This window comes from Aeromonas sp. Y318-3, from assembly GCF_027706185.1.
In the GTDB taxonomy this organism is placed as follows: Bacteria; Pseudomonadota; Gammaproteobacteria; order Enterobacterales; family Aeromonadaceae; genus Aeromonas; species Aeromonas veronii.
Window position 1 is genome coordinate 247,042 of the sequence record NZ_JAPDCN010000001.1, and the last position, 16,313, is coordinate 263,354.

The 16,313-nt window shown below is 58.9% G+C and carries 17 protein-coding genes; 5 read left to right on the forward strand and 12 right to left on the reverse strand.

Going from position 1 to position 16,313, the window contains the following annotated elements; all coding sequences use genetic code 11:
- The first annotated feature begins 135 nt into the window (after positions 1-135).
- From OKB77_RS01255 to rlmM, 4 genes are read left to right on the forward strand one after another with little or no spacing between them, the layout of a single operon-like run.
- On the forward strand, positions 136-1,056 hold the full coding sequence (locus OKB77_RS01255) for a transcriptional regulator GcvA (protein WP_005338622.1): 921 nt from the start codon (positions 136-138) through the stop codon (positions 1,054-1,056).
- Positions 1,049-1,678, forward strand: a complete 630-nt coding sequence (locus OKB77_RS01260) for an alpha/beta family hydrolase (RefSeq protein WP_150390363.1) — start codon at positions 1,049-1,051, stop codon at positions 1,676-1,678. The genes OKB77_RS01255 and OKB77_RS01260 overlap by 8 nt, the downstream gene beginning before the upstream one ends.
- Positions 1,679-1,729: 51 nt before the next feature.
- Positions 1,730-2,116 (forward strand): DUF423 domain-containing protein, encoded by a 387-nt coding sequence (locus tag OKB77_RS01265; RefSeq protein WP_150390364.1) that lies wholly within the window; start codon positions 1,730-1,732, stop codon positions 2,114-2,116.
- Positions 2,109-3,203, forward strand: coding sequence for a 23S rRNA (cytidine(2498)-2'-O)-methyltransferase RlmM (rlmM, locus tag OKB77_RS01270; protein ID WP_005338617.1), 1,095 nt, complete (start codon positions 2,109-2,111; stop codon positions 3,201-3,203). Before OKB77_RS01265 ends, rlmM begins: the two co-directional genes overlap by 8 nt.
- A gap of 82 nt (positions 3,204-3,285) precedes the next feature.
- On the opposite strand, the gene OKB77_RS01275 is transcribed toward rlmM, so the two are convergent.
- The 7 genes from OKB77_RS01275 to queF form a co-directional block, all read right to left on the reverse strand.
- The gene (locus OKB77_RS01275) at positions 3,286-3,744 is read right to left on the reverse strand and encodes a hypothetical protein (RefSeq protein WP_005358627.1); all 459 of its coding nucleotides are present in this window, start codon (positions 3,742-3,744) and stop codon (positions 3,286-3,288) included.
- A 117-nt stretch (positions 3,745-3,861) separates the two neighbouring features.
- The gene (locus tag OKB77_RS01280; protein WP_005349723.1) at positions 3,862-4,869 is read right to left on the reverse strand and encodes an isocitrate dehydrogenase; all 1,008 of its coding nucleotides are present in this window, start codon (positions 4,867-4,869) and stop codon (positions 3,862-3,864) included.
- 159 nt (positions 4,870-5,028) lie between these two features.
- Positions 5,029-5,829 carry a flap endonuclease Xni gene (xni, locus tag OKB77_RS01285; RefSeq protein ID WP_128836329.1) on the reverse strand — a complete coding sequence of 267 codons (801 nt, stop codon included), beginning with the start codon at positions 5,827-5,829 and terminating at the stop codon, positions 5,029-5,031.
- A 135-nt stretch (positions 5,830-5,964) separates the two neighbouring features.
- Positions 5,965-7,320 (reverse strand): nucleotide 5'-monophosphate nucleosidase PpnN, encoded by a 1,356-nt coding sequence (gene ppnN, locus OKB77_RS01290; RefSeq protein WP_005338611.1) that lies wholly within the window; start codon positions 7,318-7,320, stop codon positions 5,965-5,967.
- Between the two features lie 148 nt (positions 7,321-7,468).
- Positions 7,469-9,085, reverse strand: coding sequence for a GGDEF domain-containing protein (locus OKB77_RS01295; RefSeq protein WP_270816822.1), 1,617 nt, complete (start codon positions 9,083-9,085; stop codon positions 7,469-7,471).
- Positions 9,086-9,168: 83 nt separating this feature from the next.
- Positions 9,169-11,451, reverse strand: a complete 2,283-nt coding sequence (locus tag OKB77_RS01300; RefSeq protein ID WP_265775709.1) for a tetratricopeptide repeat protein — start codon at positions 11,449-11,451, stop codon at positions 9,169-9,171.
- Positions 11,452-11,661: 210 nt separating this feature from the next.
- Positions 11,662-12,510, reverse strand: a complete 849-nt coding sequence (gene queF / locus OKB77_RS01305) for an NADPH-dependent 7-cyano-7-deazaguanine reductase QueF (RefSeq protein WP_265775708.1) — start codon at positions 12,508-12,510, stop codon at positions 11,662-11,664.
- Between the two features lie 204 nt (positions 12,511-12,714).
- Between queF and syd the strand changes: the two genes are divergently transcribed.
- Complete coding sequence (gene syd / locus OKB77_RS01310) at positions 12,715-13,263, forward strand: SecY-interacting protein (protein ID WP_265775707.1); 549 nt, start codon at positions 12,715-12,717, stop codon at positions 13,261-13,263.
- A 92-nt stretch (positions 13,264-13,355) separates the two neighbouring features.
- Here the strand turns inward: syd and OKB77_RS01315 are convergent, their stop codons facing one another.
- The 5 genes from OKB77_RS01315 to OKB77_RS01335 all read right to left on the reverse strand — a co-directional run bounded on the left by OKB77_RS01315 (position 13,356) and on the right by OKB77_RS01335 (position 16,288).
- Complete coding sequence (locus OKB77_RS01315; protein WP_139463048.1) at positions 13,356-14,141, reverse strand: Zn-ribbon-containing protein; 786 nt, start codon at positions 14,139-14,141, stop codon at positions 13,356-13,358.
- A gap of 3 nt (positions 14,142-14,144) precedes the next feature.
- On the reverse strand, positions 14,145-14,441 hold the full coding sequence (locus OKB77_RS01320) for a hypothetical protein (RefSeq protein WP_047435583.1): 297 nt from the start codon (positions 14,439-14,441) through the stop codon (positions 14,145-14,147).
- Between the two features lie 84 nt (positions 14,442-14,525).
- Positions 14,526-14,762, reverse strand: a complete 237-nt coding sequence (locus OKB77_RS01325) for a DUF2789 family protein (RefSeq protein WP_047435586.1) — start codon at positions 14,760-14,762, stop codon at positions 14,526-14,528.
- Positions 14,763-14,836: 74 nt separating this feature from the next.
- On the reverse strand, positions 14,837-15,136 hold the full coding sequence (locus tag OKB77_RS01330) for a DUF3301 domain-containing protein (RefSeq protein WP_204380779.1): 300 nt from the start codon (positions 15,134-15,136) through the stop codon (positions 14,837-14,839).
- Positions 15,137-15,247: 111 nt separating this feature from the next.
- Positions 15,248-16,288, reverse strand: a complete 1,041-nt coding sequence (locus OKB77_RS01335) for a DUF3549 family protein (RefSeq protein ID WP_265775706.1) — start codon at positions 16,286-16,288, stop codon at positions 15,248-15,250.
- Positions 16,289-16,313: the final 25 nt, after the last annotated feature.

Sequence of the window (16,313 nt, forward strand, 5' to 3'; positions counted from 1 at the left end):
GTAAACCAACACGTAGTAGAAAATGTGAGCCATATGACGACTGATTGCTGGGCGAATTATGTTTATTCACTGGTCGACCCGCAACCGACAAATTATAATGCGCCCCATTAGAAAAACTCATCGTCGGCTGGTGTCATGTCTCGTCGTTTACCCCCGCTCAATGCCCTCAAGGCCTTTGAAGCTGCGGCTCGTCACTTAAGCTTTACCCGCGCAGCAGAAGAGTTGTTTGTGACTCAGGCTGCCATCAGTCACCAGATCAAGGCGCTGGAGGAGTATCTTGGCATCAAGCTGTTCCGCCGCAAAAACCGCTCCTTGTTGCTGACCGAAGAGGGGCAGGGCTATTTCCTGGATATCAAGGACATCTTTGCCTCCATCTCAGAGGCGACCGACAAGCTGCTGGCCCGCAGTGCCAAGGGGGCATTGACTGTCAGTTTGCAGCCGAGTTTCGCCATCCAGTGGCTGGTGCCGCGGTTGGTCAAATTCAGCGAGCGTCATCCTGATATCGATGTACGGATCAAGGCGGTCGACCTTGACGAAGGGTCGCTCACCGACGATGTGGATGTGGCCATCTACTACGGGCGCGGCAACTGGCCGGGTTTGCGCTCGGACAAGCTGCATACCGAATACCTGATCCCGGTCTGCTCCCCCTTGCTGCTGACCGGGCCCAAACCGCTGCGTACGCCGCAAGATTTGACTCTTCATACCCTGCTGCACGATACCTCCCGCCGCGACTGGAAGGCCTGGTTCCGCCAGCTAGATATTGATGCACCCAACGTCAATCAGGGGCCCATCTTCAGCCACTCTACCATGGTGATCCAGGCGGCGATCCACGGCCAGGGGGTGGCGCTTGGCCACAGCGTGCTGGCACAACCCGAGATTGAGGCCGGCCGCCTTATCTGCCCGTTCGAGCAGGTGCTGGTGAGCAAAAATGCTTTCTATCTGGTGTGCCAAGAGCAACAGTCGGATCAGGGCAAGATCGTGGCCTTCCGCGACTGGATGCTGGAGCTGGTGGAGCAGGAAGAGGCGCGTCGCAGGGCAAGGCTCGCCGATGCCTGATGTGATCCGCGAGGGGGCAATTGATGCCCCCGTTCGCATTTTGCTGGCCCACGGGGCAGGCGCGGGGATGGATCATGTCTTTCTTGCCGAGTTGTCACGCCTGCTGGCTGGCCCCGACATCGAAGTGGTGCGCTTCAACTTTCCCTACATGACAAGGCGAGCACAGGATGGCAAGCGCCGCCCGCCTGACAGGGCGCCTGTGCTGCTTGCTCATTGGCGCGACATGATCCGCGAGTTTGCCCATCCACGACTGTTTCTGGCGGGCAAGTCGATGGGCGGGCGGATGGCGGCGGAACTCTATAGCGAAGGCGAGGGTGAGATGAATGCTGCAGGATTGCTCATTCTCGGGTATCCTTTCCACCCTCCGGCCAAGCCCGACAGCTGGCGAGGCGAGGTACTCAAGCATATTGCAGTGCCAACCCTGCTGTTGCAGGGGGAGCGCGATACCTTCGGTAGTCGCGCCGAACTGGCCGATTTCCCCTTCTCACCCGCCGTATCGGTCCATTGGTTGACCGATGGTGATCATGGTTTCAAACCGCGAAAAGCCAGTGGCGTGAGTGAGCAGGAGAATATGCAGCATGCAGCGGCGGCCATCAGCCATTTTGTGGCCCGGCATGGATAGCACGAGAGGGTTGGCTTTATTGCCAGCCGTGATGAGAGAGGGAGAGTGAGGATGCAGATCCATCGACATTGGCTGATACTGGCCGGTCTCTTCGGGTTGACGGCCACCATGCTGGGGGCTTATGGCGCCCATGGATTGGCGGCGACCGGCATTACGCCCGAGCGTCTGGCGGCATTCAATACCGCCGTGCAATATCAGTTTTTTCACGCATTGGCCCTGCTGGTTCTGGGCTGGTGTGGTGTGCGCAGCAAGGTGATCCACCTGGCTGGCACCGCTTTTGTGCTGGGGATCATCGGATTCTCCGGCAGTATTTACGCCATGGTGCTGCTTGGCAGCAAGGGGCTGGGGTTGATTACCCCGGCCGGTGGCCTCTGTTTTATGTTGGGATGGACGGCCCTCTGCTGGGCTGGCTGTCGTCTTGGAGGAAAAAATGAATAATCTGCTGCTTTATTGCCGCCCCGGTTTTGAGAAAGAGGCGGCTGCAGAGATCACCGAGCGTGCCGGTAACATGCAGTGCTACGGTTTCGCCCGGGTCAAGGACGACAGCGGTTATGTGATCTTCGAACTGTATGACGAGGAGCAGGCGGATTTGTTGGCTCGCAAGCTGCCGTTCCGCGAGCTTATCTTCATCCGCCAGATGCTGGTGGTCACCCATGAGCTGAAGGATCTGGATGTCGCGGACAGGATCTCCCCGATCCTTGAGGCGGTGAGTGACTACACCATTTGCGGCGATCTGCGGGTCGAAACCGCGGACACCAACGAAGCGAAAGAGCTGTCAGCCTTTTGCCGCAAGTTCACCGTGCCGCTTCGTCAGGCGCTGCGCAGCAACGAGATCCTGACCAAGAAGGAGACGCCGAACCGTCCGGTGTTCCACGCCTTCTTCATGGCCAATGATCACGTGTTGCTGGGCTACTCCTATTCGTTCAACAACTCCGGATTCCACATGGGGATCCCGCGCTTGCGCTTCCCGGCCGATGCGCCGAGCCGCTCCAGCCTCAAGCTGGAGGAGGCGTTTTACGTGTTCGTGCCGCGGGAAGAGTGGGATGTGCGTCTCTGCTCAGGCATGAAGGCGGTGGATTTGGGCGCCTGCCCGGGTGGCTGGACCTATCAGCTGGTGCGTCGTGGCATGATGGTGACGGCGGTCGACAACGGCATGATGGCCCAATCCCTGATGGATACCGGTCAGGTCAAGCATATCCGGGATGACGGTTTCGTCTGGCGTCCGAGCAAGAAGAACACCTACTGGCTGGTGTGCGACATGGTCGATAAACCGGCGCGGGTCGTTCACATGATTGCGGACTGGTTCCGTGAGGGTGACTGCCAGGAGGCGATGTTCAACCTCAAGCTGCCGATGAAGAAGCGTTATGCCGAGTCGGTGCACAATATCGAGGTATTGCGCGAGATGCTCAAGGAGATCGACAACGCGTTCGTGATCCAGGCCAAGCAGCTCTATCACGATCGAGAAGAGATCACCGTGCATGTTTACAACAAGTACTGGGTCTCCAAACTCGAGCCCAAGGCGTGATGTAGCAGTTCTGCCCGTACGATAAATACCAAGGCCGACAGGGAAACCTGTCGGCCTTTTGCTATTCGGCTGCCGGAAAATATCAGAAACGGTAATCGAGGCGCAGGGAGGATTCGTCGTCGGTCACCTTGATCTCTATCTGCAGCGGGATGGTTTTGTCGACCGGATTGAATTGCATCTTTATCCCATCTCCTCTCAGCCTGAGGGCGGTGTTCATTCCGCCAGCCTTGAACTTGACCTTGGGTCTGAAGCGTTCGACCGACAGACTGACGCTTTTTTCCGGGGTCAGATTGAGCTGCGGGTAGGAGGTGATCTTTTGATTACCAAAGTTGTCGGTGGAGACTTCAATACCAAACGACAGGGGTTTGGGTGCCTTGAGCAGGTCGTTGGTATTCAGGCTCGAGCGCCATACCTCGGTGGCAGTCCGTTTTTCCTGCTGTGGCAGTTTGGCGGTTTGGGTCTGTTGATCCTGCTCGAAAGCACTGGCAGTGCCACACACCAGCAGCAGACCCGACACCAGATAGCACCCGTATCCCTTCATGAAAAACACTCCCTGTTCTTTTTCTCTATTGAACATAGTTGCTGTTTGGGGAGTGGCAAAGGATTCGGAAACATAAAAAAGGGAGCCGAAGCTTCCTTTTAAAATCAATGAATTAACTCACAGGCGATCGATGATGGCCTGGGTGAATTCGCTGGTGGAAGCCGTTCCACCCAGATCGCGGGTGACCCGATCACCGGATTCGATGGTGGCTCGTACTGCCTCGCGGATCCGCTCTGCTTTATCCTGCATGCCGAGGTACTCCAGCATCTGGATGGAGGCGAGGATCACCGAGGTCGGGTTGGCAATGTTCTTGCCTGCAATGTCGGGGGCAGAGCCGTGGACCGCTTCGAAGATGGCCGCGCCATCGCCGATGTTGGCGCCGGGCGCCATGCCAAGGCCGCCGACCAGACCGGCGCACAGGTCCGAGAGGATATCGCCGAACAGGTTGGTGGTGACCATGACATCGAAACGCTCCGGGTACATCACCAGATTCATGCAGGCGGCATCGACGATCATCTCTTCGCTCTGGATATCCGGGTAGTGGCTGGCGATTTCACGGGCTACTTCGAGGAACAGGCCGGAGGTCGACTTGAGGATGTTCGCCTTGTGGATGATGGTGACCTTCTTGCGCCCTTCCTGACGAGCCAGCTCGAAGGCAAACTTGACGATGCGCTCGGCCCCTTCGCGGGTGATGATGCTCATCGCCTCGGCACTCTTGTTGTCATCGCTGCGCTTCTGACCTGCACCCGAGTACATCCCTTCGGTGTTTTCGCGCACCGTGATGATGTCGATGTTGTCGTAACGGCTTCTGGTGCCCTTGAAGGAGATGACCGGACGCACGTTGGCGTAGAGGTTGAACTTCTTGCGCAGGGAGACGTTGATGGAGGTAAAACCGCCGCCGACCGGTGTGGTCAATGGCCCTTTCAGGCTCACCTTGTTCTTCTCAATCAGATCCAGGGTAGCCTGGGGCAGCAGCTCGCCATGCTTCTCGAGGGCAACCAGACCTGCATCAGCGTATTCGTACTCAAAATCACAGCCCGCATGGGTCAGGATCTGGATGGCTGATTCAATAATGCTGGGGCCGATGCCGTCGCCGGGGATCACGGTAATTTTTCTTTTGGACATGAGAGGGTTCCACTTCCAGGGTATAGGGGAGGATGGGGCTGCTTTATAGCATTTACTCAGCAAACCAACCACATTCCTTTACATTCTACTCACTTTTATCAACAGCGAGGGTGAGTCTCGTCATGGTTCACGCCCTTGCCTGCATTTTTGTTCGGCACTTTAGTCTGGCTGGGGCGGGTAGCGGATGTCCCGCAGGTTGAATCCCAGCGGAATATCCCGCTGCAAGTGCACCAGCCGCTGGGCCAGCAGGGCTTCATCCTGATGTTGGCGCAGCTTGAGCAGTGGCTTGGCGGCGTCCTCTTGCTGACAGGCTTCGAGCATGGCTGCCAGATTGCCATATTGCTGCAACAGCTGGGTGGCGGTCTTGGGGCCGATCCCCGGAACCCCCTTGATATTGGAACCGCTGATACCGGTCAGGGCCCAGAAATCGACCAGCTGAGCAGGGGCAACCCCATATTGCTGCTGGACGAAAGCAGCATCCAGCCAGCGTTTGTTGAAGTAGTCGCGCACCCGGATCTGCGGGCAGATGAGCTGGCAGAACCCCTTGTCGGTGGAGATGATGGTCGCCTGATGGCCGTGGCTGGCGATGCCGCTGGCGAGAGTGGCGATAAGATCATCCGCTTCATCTGTTTCGGAGAGCAGGGCATCGACACCGCACTCCCAAAAGGCATCCTGCAGGGTCGCCAGCCCTTCACGCAGTTCGGGGGGCATGGGAGTTCGCCCCTCCTTGTAGGCCGGATAGACCTCCTTGCGCCAGCTATGCACCTCGCCATCAAACACGGCAATGACATGGGTCGGCTCGCTATTGGCCAGCAGCTTGCGGCAGGTATTGATAAGGTTGGCGCGGGTGGCAACCAGCGCCTGGGCAGGGGTCAGTGCCTGCTGGGCCTGTACCGCGTGCAGACGGCGAATGAGGTTGAGGGCATCGATGATGAGCAGGTGTGGCCGGATAGTTGACATGGGGCACTCTTGGCGATCGGGACGCCCCATTGTAACAAACCGCTCGCCTTATGGGGGATTGATGGCAGTCGGGAAGGCATAGCGCCAATAAAGAGGGGCGCCGATGCGCCCCTCTGTCGATGATGTATCTGTACCCTAGCGGACGATTTCGTAGCAGGGCACATACTGACTGCCCGGCAGCTTCATCCGCTGCTGCTTGACGAAGCTCTCCAGCAGCTTGTCCATCAGGTGCATCAGCTCCTTGTCGCCGTGCAACTTGAAGGGGCCCTTCTTCTCGATGGCGCGAATGCCCCCTTCCTTGACGTTGCCGGCGACGATGCCGGAGAAGGCACGACGCAGGTTGGCGGCCAGCAACTGGGGCGGCTGGTTGCGGTGAAGGTCCAGACTGGCCATGCTGGCGTGATCCGGTTCGAAGGGGAGCTGGAACTCCGGCTCAATCTTGAGGGACCAGTTGAAGGAGTAGGCATCGCCGACCGATTTGCGGTATTCGCGGATTTTCGGCATCGCCTCTTTCATCACCCGGGCCACTTCCGGCGCATCGCCGACAATGATCCGGTAGAGCTTGGTCGCAGGTTCACCGAGGGTCGCCTTGATGAAGTCGTCGATGGCACGGAAGTAGTCGGCACTCTCTTTCGGGCCGGTCAGGATGATGGGCATCGGCTGCCGCTCGTTGGCCGGATGCATCATGATGCCGAGCAGATAGAGCAGCTCTTCGGCGGTGCCGACCCCGCCCGGGAAGATGATGATGCCATGGCCGAGGCGTACGAAGGCTTCCAGCCGTTTCTCGATATCCGGCAGGATCACCAGCTCGTTGACGATGGGGTTGGGCGGTTCGGCCGCAATGATGGAAGGCTCCGTGAGGCCGATGTAGCGCCCGTTGCGCACCCGCTGTTTGGCATGGCCGACGGCGGCCCCCTTCATCGGGCCCTCCATGGCGCCAGGGCCGCAACCGGTACAGATGTTCAGCTCACGCAAGCCCAGCTCGCTGCCCACGGCACGGGTGTACTGGTATTCGATCTCGTTGATGGAGTGGCCACCCCAGCAGACGATCAGGTTGGGATCGGCGCCGGGCAGGATCACCTTGGCGTTGCGCAGAATGGCGAACACCACGTTGGAGATGTGAGTGGAGTTGGTCAGATTGACCTGGCGGTTGGACTCGAGCTGATTGGAGACATAGAGAATGTCGCGCAGCACCGAGAAGAGGTGCTCCTGAATGCCGCGAATGATCTCGCCATCGACAAAGGCGTGCTCGGGGGCATTGAACAGTTCCAGCTTGACCCCGCGCTCGCGCCGGATCACATGAATATCGAATGATTTGAAGCGCTCCAGGATCTCCTTGGAGCTGTCGGTATGGCTACCGGAATTGAGCACTGCCAGCGAGCAGTTGCGAAACAGTTGATAGATATCGCTGGAGGCAGTCTGCTTGAGGCGATCCACCTCAAGCTGTGACAGCAAATCCATGCTGCCGACGGGATTGATGTGCGTAATCATAGGTTCCCCTTTACTCACTTGTTATCGTTGTGTTTTTCCCTGGGGAGAAAAGGGGACGCTATGTTGCATCCCCTGAGATCGATAGTAGTGGTAACAGAGGGTGTAGGGAAATAGGGCGCCGACTGTTCGCTGTTTTTTTAGCCGCTTGTCAGGCCAGTGTCACTTGATCCCGACCGGTGTGCTTGGAGTGGTAGAGCGCCTTGTCCGCCCGTTCAAACACATCTGACGGGTTGTCCCCATCCTTGAACAGGGTTGCGCCGATGGAGATGGTGATCTCCACCTTGGCATCGCGAAAAAGGAACGGGATGCTCTTGATGGTCTGGCGCAGGGTCTCCAGCGGCTTCTGGAACTTGTCCGGGTTGATGTTGGGCAGCAACACCACGAACTCTTCTCCACCAAAACGGGCGATGAAGTCGGTGTCACGCAGCGCGCTCTGCAGCGCTTTGGCGACTACTTTCAGCGCCTTGTCACCCGCCATATGGCCGTAGTTGTCATTGATATTCTTGAAGTGATCGATGTCGATGATCGCCATGCAGAGCGGAGTGCGGTAACGAAGCCAACGTTTGTACTCCTGCTCCAGCCGTTCATCGAGAGCGGCCCGGTTGTGTACCTGGGTCAGGCTGTCGAGGAACAGCTTGTGTTTTTGAATGGTCAGCCGCTTCTTGTACTCGGCGGTCTCCTCCTTCATCAAGCGCAGCTTGGACTCCATGGTGGAGAGGCGGGTGAGCAGGTGACGCTCTCGCGCCGCCGTGCTGTCACGCTCTTGCAGCAGCAGGTTGATGGCGCCCATATGGCCGGAGATGGCGCGCTTGAGCGCATCGATGGAGTTATGGCTGGCTAGGGAGTGATCGATCGCCTGCAACTCGTTGACCAGCGCCTCACGGGTCTCTCGGGTTTCGTTTTGCAGCGCACGCCCCTCATCGAGGGATTCGGTAAAGCCGACATGTACCGCGGACAGGCTCTCGTTGAGGGAGCTGAGGAAGGCGCGGGAGGCTTTACGCTCCTCACGGGTGCCTTCGATGATGAGCTCGATCACCTGCAGGCAGGTTTCCGCCAGCAGGGCAGGGTTGATCCCGATCAGCAGCTGACGGCGAATGTCGCTCAGGCTCTCGCCGATGGCGCCGGCAAAGTCGAGTTCGGTGATAAGCCGCTGCAGCTCATCGGCGATACGGGCGTGATCCTTGAGATCAAACGGGTCGACATCGGGCTGGCCATCGTTGCTGGCAGTATCGCTTTCTTGTTGAGTTGCACCTGACGGTGCCAACAGGGGTTGGCTTGGCAGCAGCTGGATCTTGATCGCCTGCTGGTAGAACTCCAGCAGCTTGATCACCTTCTTCTGGTGATCGGCAATGCCGTAACCGGCGGGACTTGCCAGAAATTCCTTGAGGGACTTGCGGGTCTCTTCCGGGAAGCCCTTGATGTTTTTCAGCTGTTTGGAACCAAGTTCGATGGCGGTCTGGGTCAGGGTGATCGACTCTTCCAGCGCATTGCTGTGCTGCTGCAGCAGTTTTTCAATGGCCAGCAGATCCTCGTCTAGCGCGGTAAATGCGGGATTGTTATCCAGTTTCTGCTTGAGCTTGGCGAAGCGATTGTCCAGCTCGCGGTCGAAGCCACGGCAGGAGAGCATCAACTTGTTGATAAACTGAATACCACGGGCACGCTCTGCATCGGAAAACGACAGTACGCCGTCGAGTTCCAGCTGTTTCTGCTGAAGGGATTCCCTGAGTCTTGCCAATTGTCCTGCTACGGCAGCGATGTCATTCATTATCAGGTCGCCCTGTTGTCATTATTGTTTTTGGTGTTGGATAGCAACAGTGGTCGAACTTGGTTTCGATCCTCGCCTGTTATCTACATTATTTCCTGGTGGTTATCGGCTGCCGGCTTCCTTGCAAGGCTGGGCCAATTAACCCATTGCTTTTCATGAGAAGAATTGACTTTTACCAGTCCCTTGTCAATTGCCATCAGGCCGCATTGCCACACATCTCCATTAAAAAATGCCGCTTGTTGGCAATCGATCGCCGCGAGCTCCAACCAGGCGTTTTGTTGGCATTTTTCACTGAGCTGAATGGCTCCCGACAGGGCGAGATAGCAGAGGTCAAACAGGCCATTGTGATCGAGCGCGGTCGCCGCTTTCGGCAGGAAGGGGTGACTGACAATCCCGAGGCTGATCTGGTGATCCAGCGGATAGTTGCAAGGGAAGGCGGCGATGGCGGTCAGCAGGTCTCCCGCCAGTTGATGCAGGTTGGTGACGTGGCGTTGTGGCACCACATAGAGCATGTGTCCTTCACGCAAGTCATAGATACGGCCATCTTGTGGGGTCAGGGTGTCCATATAGGCACCAAAGGCCTGCTCGATTTCTCTGCTGGCCTGATAGCCGTGGCGCTCCAGCGTGTTGACCAGGAAAGGCACCCGGAACAGCAGATAGTGCAGCTTGTCATCGAACTCGCTGGAGGGCTGTTCGCTGAGGTACCAGCGATCCGATTTCAGCTGGCGCTTTGCCATCTCCCGCGGCCAGCGGTTCATCAGTCGCTGCCAGTTGGCTAGCCCCGAGCGTGGCTCGATCAGCAGGGCCTCATTGGTCCGTTTCAGTTGCAGGCGGGCAGTACGCAGCTTGAGCCAGAGGGTGAAGAAGAGGTAGATAAAGAGCGCCAGCAGCAGGCTGGTGGTGATGCTCGACCAGAGATAGCGCTCCTGCTGATGCTGGCTGTTGTTAAGCCGCTGCTCCAGCTCCTTGATATGTTGCACCCGCTCGACCTGGACATAGTTGTCGCGGATCGCCGCCTGCTCCATGGCCTGCTCCTGCTGGCGCACCTCCTCGCCAAGACGGTGGAAGCGCTTGTAGCTGTCGAGTGCCTGACGCAGATACCCCTTCTGCTCATAGGCCAGCGACAACAGGCGGAATACCTCGTACTGACGGCGGGTATCGCCGAGCTGATTGGCCAGCGCGCGGGCGTTCTCCAACTGCAGGATGGCGATGGCGGCCTCCTGTTTCTTCAGATAGAGCTCGCCGAGCAGCAACAGGGTATCGATCAGCGGCTCTTTGGCATCGCTCAGTTCGTGGGACTGACGGGCCGCATTGAGGTAGTTGCTGGCCAGCGAGAGGTTGCCGCTTTGCAGGTAGGTTTTGCCGATTTCGTATTTGAGCAGGGAGGCCTGCGGTCGGTTGCTCCCCTCATCGAGCAGATCCAGCGCATTGAAGAAGTAGACCAGCGCCATATTGAGGTCGCCCTGCTCGCGATTGAGTCGCGCCAGCACCATCAGGGAGTCACATAGCAGGGAGGGGTTGCCGATGGAGTGGAAGTAATTGGCCGCCTCATTGGCATACTGCAGCGCTTTCTGGGGCTCCTGCTCCTGCTGGTAGAGTTTGACTATCTGGTTCGACAGCAGGCCGAGAAAGAGCGGGTCATTGAGGCTTTTGGCCTGTTGCTGGGCATCGATATATTCCCCCAGCGCCAGTTGCGGCTGCTGCAGCGCGCGATAAAGATCGCCGCTGATGGCGCTGACCCAGGCACTGGCGAGAGGATTGGGGGTCTTGGCGGCCCAGATCCGCGCATCTGCCAAGTGGGCCTTGGCATCATCGAAGTGCTGGTTCTCGATGTCGTAGCTGGTGCGTTGCAGGCGGCCATAAATCTGGAGCTGGCTCTGCTTGAGCGTGGGGACGGCCAGCTGTTCGTCCAGTTGATCCATCAGGGCGCGGCTGGTGCTCTGGTTATCCGGTTTGAGGGCCTGACTGCGGATCTTGAGATAGAGGCCGTGCGCCTTGAGTTCCGGTTGCCGCTCTTTGTCTGCCAGCGCCATCGCCTTGTCGAGCGCTTGCTGGGTGGCCTGATATTGGCCCAGTTGCAGCAGACACTCCCCTTTGAGCAAGTGGGCGCCTATGGTCTGGGCCGCCGTGCTGTAGCTCAGGATGGGTTCGCGATAACCGAACTCCTGGCGATTGCTGATGATTTGCTGGGGATTATTGGCTGCGCGCGTCAGGAAGGCGGTGGTGATCTGGACGCATCTGGCAGGATCGGTCAGTACCATCGATTGCGCTTGTTGCAGATCGATAGAGAGTTGCTCCTTGTCCAGATCCAGATTCGGAGCTGACAGGGAGGACATCATCATGGCCAGAAAAAACAGTTGATTCATTGGATTAAGGACGGCGCAGAGGTGTAGGCATGTTATCCAAGCCCCCCCCTGCGAGTCCAGCGTTTACTGTGGTTTGCTGGTGGCCGGCAAGTGGGTTTCGTCTGGATTTTATTATCCAGCCCCCTTATCCCAGCTGCATAAAGCATCGATTGAAACCTTTTTGCCAGTCATGGAGGGCAGTGCGACTGCCCTCTCTGTCGCAACTCGACTTTATTGGCGGATCAGACGCAAGTTGGCGGGCACGGCTTCGAAATCGGAGCGGAACGGGTTGATGTCGAGGCCGCCGCGGCGGGTATAGCGGGCATAGACGGTCAACTGCTCAGGCTGACAATAGTGCTTGAGGTCGATAAAGATCCGCTCGATGCACTGCTCGTGGAATTCGTTGTGCTGGCGGAACGAGATGAGATAGCGCAGCAGCTTCTCCCGATCGAGTTTCGGCCCTTTGTAGCGGATCACTACAGAGCCCCAGTCCGGCTGGCTGGTCACCAGACAGTTGGATTTGAGCAGGTGGCTGTGCAGGGTCTCTTCTACCTGTTCGCTACCGGCTGCCCCTTGCAGCAGGGACGCATCAAATTCGTAATTGTCTACCTCGATATCCTGCTCGTCGATGCACTCGCCGGGCAGCTGGGCAATCTGGTGCGGCGCCTTGTCGAGTGGGAACAGGGTCACCTTGACGGTCTCACCCGCACAGGCACTCAGATCCCTGGTCAGCATGGCGGCGACTGCCTCTATAGAGTCGCAACGGGTCTGGTTGAAGGAGTTGAGGTAGAGCTTGAAGGATTTGGATTCGATCAGGTTCGCACTGGTGGCCGGAATGGCTACTTCACCCACCGCCACCATCGGCTTGCCCTTGGCGTTGAGCCAGGAGAGCTCATAGAGGGTCCAGACATCGCAACCGCTAAAGGGCAGATCATCGCCCAGCTGGAGATCATCCCGGTTCAGGCTACGTGGAACCGGCTGCAGCAGGGAGGGGGTGTACTGGCTAATGTAATCGGATTGCTGGCCCAGACTCAGGCCGGTCAGGGCGCTGGCCCCGGCGTATCTATCTTGTTTGCTCACAGGGTTGCTCACGTAATGTGCTCATGATGAGTGGAATGAAACGGGCCATTGCAGGGCCGGATGGTTGCAGCCGTTTGGCTTGGGCGTCGGCCTCTCTGTATCCCGGGTTCTGTATCCCGGGTCGCAAGGTCGGCTGGCAACCTTGTCTGTTACCGGGTTTGGTGGTGCAATAGCGGACTTTGCCAGCAATTGTGGGGATTTTCGATGTCGGATCAAGTTTTGTCTGCCCTGGAGCACTTTTTTGCCCGCTGGCAACGGGATGGCGAGGCCAGACGAGGCCTGCCCCTGTGCGAGTGGGAGGCGGACTGGCGTTCCCCCTGCCAACTTGGTGAGCCCGCCGATGGTCGGGTGGCCTGGCGTCCTTACCAGCGCTCCGAGCCCGCCGATTTTACGGCCATGGCCGATGCCCTCGAGCTGATAATTCATCCCAGCGCCATCGCCCTGTTCGGGCACTGGTTCAGCCGCCCCATCCCCTGCCTTTTCAAGGGGCTGCGCCTTGAACTGATCCTGCCGTGGAACGACGCGGATCTCGACCTGCTCAAGGAGAACCTCATCGGCCACCTGCTGATGTTGCGCAAGCTAAAACGAACCCCCTCCATCTTTATTGCCACCACCCGCAACGAGATGACGCTCATCTCGCTGGATAACGAGAGTGGTCAGGTGTGGCTGGAGTGGCTCGATTCAGGCCGCCGTCTGACGCTGGCGCCCTCCTTGCCGGCGTTTCTGGAACGGCTGGAGACGTTGCCACAATAGCGCCGGATCGAGCCAAGGTTACCCATCGGAACGAAAAGAGCCTTGCCATGTGGCAAGGCTCTTTTTTATGGCATTGCGTACAGGGAACGCGCTTAATCCTTGAAATCCCAGGAGAGGTTGGAGACCAGACGGCAGCTGTCGCACTTGAAGTCAAAGATCTCGTGCAGTGGCGCTGCCAGCGCCCACTCACCGCCACAGCTGGGGCAGGGGCGCGCCTTCTCCTCGGCAGCGCTCAGCCCGCCCACCCGGTAGAGGTAGTAGTAGGTGGGGATGCCGCTCAGCACTTCCAGCCGTTTGGCCAGATCGCTGCCTCGCCGGTAGAGGCGGCTGCCCACTTCGCCGATTTCGTGCAGCGCCGCATGTTCGGCGATGGAGCCGTTCATCTGTAACTGATCACACGCCTCCCAATCCTCCTGCCACTTGATGATCTGTTTCTGATCGCCGTTGGCGACCGCGGGCAGTTGGTAGAGCGGAATGGGGGCGAAGTGGTCGCCACAGCGCAGCGGCGAGCAGGTGTGCAGGAAGCTGGTGTAGAGCAGCATCCAGCTCGGCCGCTCGCCCTGCTGGCCGCAAGGATCTGTGCTGTCGGAGAGCAGATCCGCCCCCTGCAGTTGGAGTTTCGGCGCCAGCAGCCCGGCCTGATTGAGCTGCTGTTCGGCCAGTTTGACCTGCTCGCTCTGGTTGTCGGGGTGCAGGCTATCCTGCTCCGGGCAAACCACCCGACTGACGAAATAACCGTCGTGCATGCTGGTGGGGAACTCCCGCCCGAGGATCTGGCCCTGATAACGCAGCATGTCGAGGTAGTTGACGATGGCCCGCTCGGCGTCGCCAAGGGAGGTATCGCGGTAACACTCAAAGCAGAGTTCGACGATATACATGGTTCAGCCTTGCCCCTGCTGGAGGAGCATGTCGGTCAGGCGATCTACCTTCTGTTCGATGCGCGCGAGCTGTTCGGCGAGTTGCTGCAGGGTGAGCTCCGGCGCTTGCTGAGGGGCTGCCTCTTGCTGGATCTCGCTCTCGGCGGTCGCGATGGGCTGCTGCTTCCACTGGCTCAGCACTTTCAGTAGCTCGGCCATCGGCACGGGCTGGGTGAGGCGGGCCTTGATCATGGCGGTGGTGGGCGTCAGGCCCTTGGCGGCCAGCTCGTTGGCAATTCGGATGATCTCGTGGGCGGACATAAGCATGCTCTGGGTGAGAAGGAGGGATCGATATCGGGGCGGGATCTTAACCAAAGCCGGCAGGGGAGGAAAGGGGCGGGCGGCTTAGCGGGGCTGGCGCAACATCACATCGAGCTGGTCGATCGCCTCGCACCAGTCGGAGTCGTTCCACAGGGCGTCGCGCAGAAAGCTGGCCTGGGCGGCGTTCCAGAAACTGGCCTCCGGCAGCAGGGTCTCATTGTCGAGGTGATGGTCGTGCACAAAGCGGTGCAGGCTCAGCTCGTCGTTGGCCATCCCGAGCTGGGCAAACAGGGCTGGCAGATCGTGGACAAGGGGTTCCATCTCGTCTCTCCCTTTGTTTAATCCCTGAGATTATAGACAGGCACAGCAACCGGGAGCAGAGACGAGATTGGGGATCAGGCAGAGGGGATGCGATGGGGGGGCAGATCGACGCCCACGATGTGCAGCCCCTGCATCTTGAGGGTGCCGTGATAGTGGCTCTCGCCATCGCTGGAGAATTCAAACTGATAGTGGGTCAGCAGCCGCAGGGGATTATGCGCCAGCTCCCGCCGATGGCGAGCCAGTGACAGCAGTTGCAGATCATGGTGCTGGCAGTAGCGGCGCATGTATTGCCAGGCCACTTCTGCCTGTTGGCGTTGCAGCCAGAACAGGCCGGCTACGGCAATCAGCAACAAAATTCCGAGCATCTCTCCCATAGGCGGGCTTCCTTATCGTGATGTCGATAACCGGGAGTCCTGCTCGGCACTCCCGATCTCCTTTTCTATTTCCCGCCGTGTTGCCTCGTGGCGTGAGGGGGAGGCGAGGGATCAGGCCGAGGCAAACAGACGGCCGATGGCCTTGCCCAGCGAATCGCTGCGGTTGGGGTCACGCAGTCTGGCCAGCATATCATTGCGCAGGGCCGGTAAAGTGACCAACTCGGCAAAAACCTGATTGAAGAACTGGGTCGGTTGTAGCGCCAGCTGTTCCAGATAGTGGCTGAGCAGATTGACATCTTTCAGATCGGGCCAGAGCCGGCCGGCGATGGCGAGCAGTAGCGCAGGGCTTGGCTGGGTTTGCAGCAGGGTTAGCAGCTTGTTGGTGCGCAAAGTGCTGCCGGGGCAGGATGCCATGGCGCGGCAGAGGTAGGCCAGGGTCTCCGGGTTGGGGGCGGCGCACTCCTGCTCCTTGCCGATCCGCTCAAGCAGGGCGCCTTGTACTGCTGGCGGCAGCGGGGCGTTTTCAAGGCTCTGGCAGAGGGCGTAGAGCGGCTCTTGCGGCAGTTTGGGCAGCGCCTTGCAGATCAGCGCCAGATTGCGCTCATCATGAAGTCGCTCGGCCAGATCGGCAAAGCCCTGCAGCCCCAGCGTTTGCCAACCGATGTCGTTGGGGGCGGCCAGATAGTGGCAGAGGGCATCGTAATAGGCAGAAGGGGCCTGCTCCAGCTGGCGCGCCAGCTTGGCATGCAGACTGGCCATCTTGGCCTCCGCCGGGCGGAAGGTGTAGGGATTGTCGGCCAAGCGCTGGGCTTTTTCCTCGTCCAGATCGCCGGTGAGCTTGTAGCCCAGGGTCTCCACCACCTGATCCATGAACAGCTTGGGGCCGTTTGACATCAGCAGGCCGCGCTCATCGAGGGCGAACTTGAGAAACCAGAGGTAGTGGCGAGACTCGCTCGGTTGGAAGAAGTGCACACCCAGCCAGGCGTGCTGTTGCAGCGGCCAGGGGTAGGGCTCCTGTTGCTGCTCGATGCGCACAAAGGTATCGCTTGCCAGTGACCGCACCTGGCGGCCCATGTCAAACAGCTGGAACTGGGTGCCAGCCTGGGTCAGAAATTCGGTCAAGGTATTGATGGCAGTAGGCGTCGCAGACATGGTGAGATCCGGCTAATGGTGATGC

Excerpts from the sequence above, each read along its gene's own strand:
- OKB77_RS01265 (WP_150390364.1), top strand. The coding sequence starts at position 1,730 with ATGCAGATCCATCGACATTGGCTGATACTGGCCGGTCTCTTCGGGTTG.
- ppnN (WP_005338611.1), bottom strand. The coding sequence starts at position 7,320 with ATGATTACGCACATCAATCCCGTCGGCAGCATGGATTTGCTGTCACAG.
- rlmM (WP_005338617.1), top strand. The coding sequence starts at position 2,109 with ATGAATAATCTGCTGCTTTATTGCCGCCCCGGTTTTGAGAAAGAGGCG.
- OKB77_RS01260 (WP_150390363.1), top strand. The coding sequence starts at position 1,049 with ATGCCTGATGTGATCCGCGAGGGGGCAATTGATGCCCCCGTTCGCATT.
- xni (WP_128836329.1), bottom strand. The coding sequence starts at position 5,829 with ATGTCAACTATCCGGCCACACCTGCTCATCATCGATGCCCTCAACCTC.
- OKB77_RS01300 (WP_265775709.1), bottom strand. The coding sequence starts at position 11,451 with ATGAATCAACTGTTTTTTCTGGCCATGATGATGTCCTCCCTGTCAGCT.
- OKB77_RS01335 (WP_265775706.1), bottom strand. The coding sequence starts at position 16,288 with ATGTCTGCGACGCCTACTGCCATCAATACCTTGACCGAATTTCTGACC.
- OKB77_RS01275 (WP_005358627.1), bottom strand. The coding sequence starts at position 3,744 with ATGAAGGGATACGGGTGCTATCTGGTGTCGGGTCTGCTGCTGGTGTGT.
- OKB77_RS01295 (WP_270816822.1), bottom strand. The coding sequence starts at position 9,085 with ATGAATGACATCGCTGCCGTAGCAGGACAATTGGCAAGACTCAGGGAA.
- OKB77_RS01280 (WP_005349723.1), bottom strand. The coding sequence starts at position 4,869 with ATGTCCAAAAGAAAAATTACCGTGATCCCCGGCGACGGCATCGGCCCC.
- syd (WP_265775707.1), top strand. The coding sequence starts at position 12,715 with ATGTCGGATCAAGTTTTGTCTGCCCTGGAGCACTTTTTTGCCCGCTGG.
- OKB77_RS01325 (WP_047435586.1), bottom strand. The coding sequence starts at position 14,762 with ATGGAACCCCTTGTCCACGATCTGCCAGCCCTGTTTGCCCAGCTCGGG.
- OKB77_RS01320 (WP_047435583.1), bottom strand. The coding sequence starts at position 14,441 with ATGTCCGCCCACGAGATCATCCGAATTGCCAACGAGCTGGCCGCCAAG.
- OKB77_RS01255 (WP_005338622.1), top strand. The coding sequence starts at position 136 with ATGTCTCGTCGTTTACCCCCGCTCAATGCCCTCAAGGCCTTTGAAGCT.
- OKB77_RS01330 (WP_204380779.1), bottom strand. The coding sequence starts at position 15,136 with ATGGGAGAGATGCTCGGAATTTTGTTGCTGATTGCCGTAGCCGGCCTG.
- OKB77_RS01315 (WP_139463048.1), bottom strand. The coding sequence starts at position 14,141 with ATGTATATCGTCGAACTCTGCTTTGAGTGTTACCGCGATACCTCCCTT.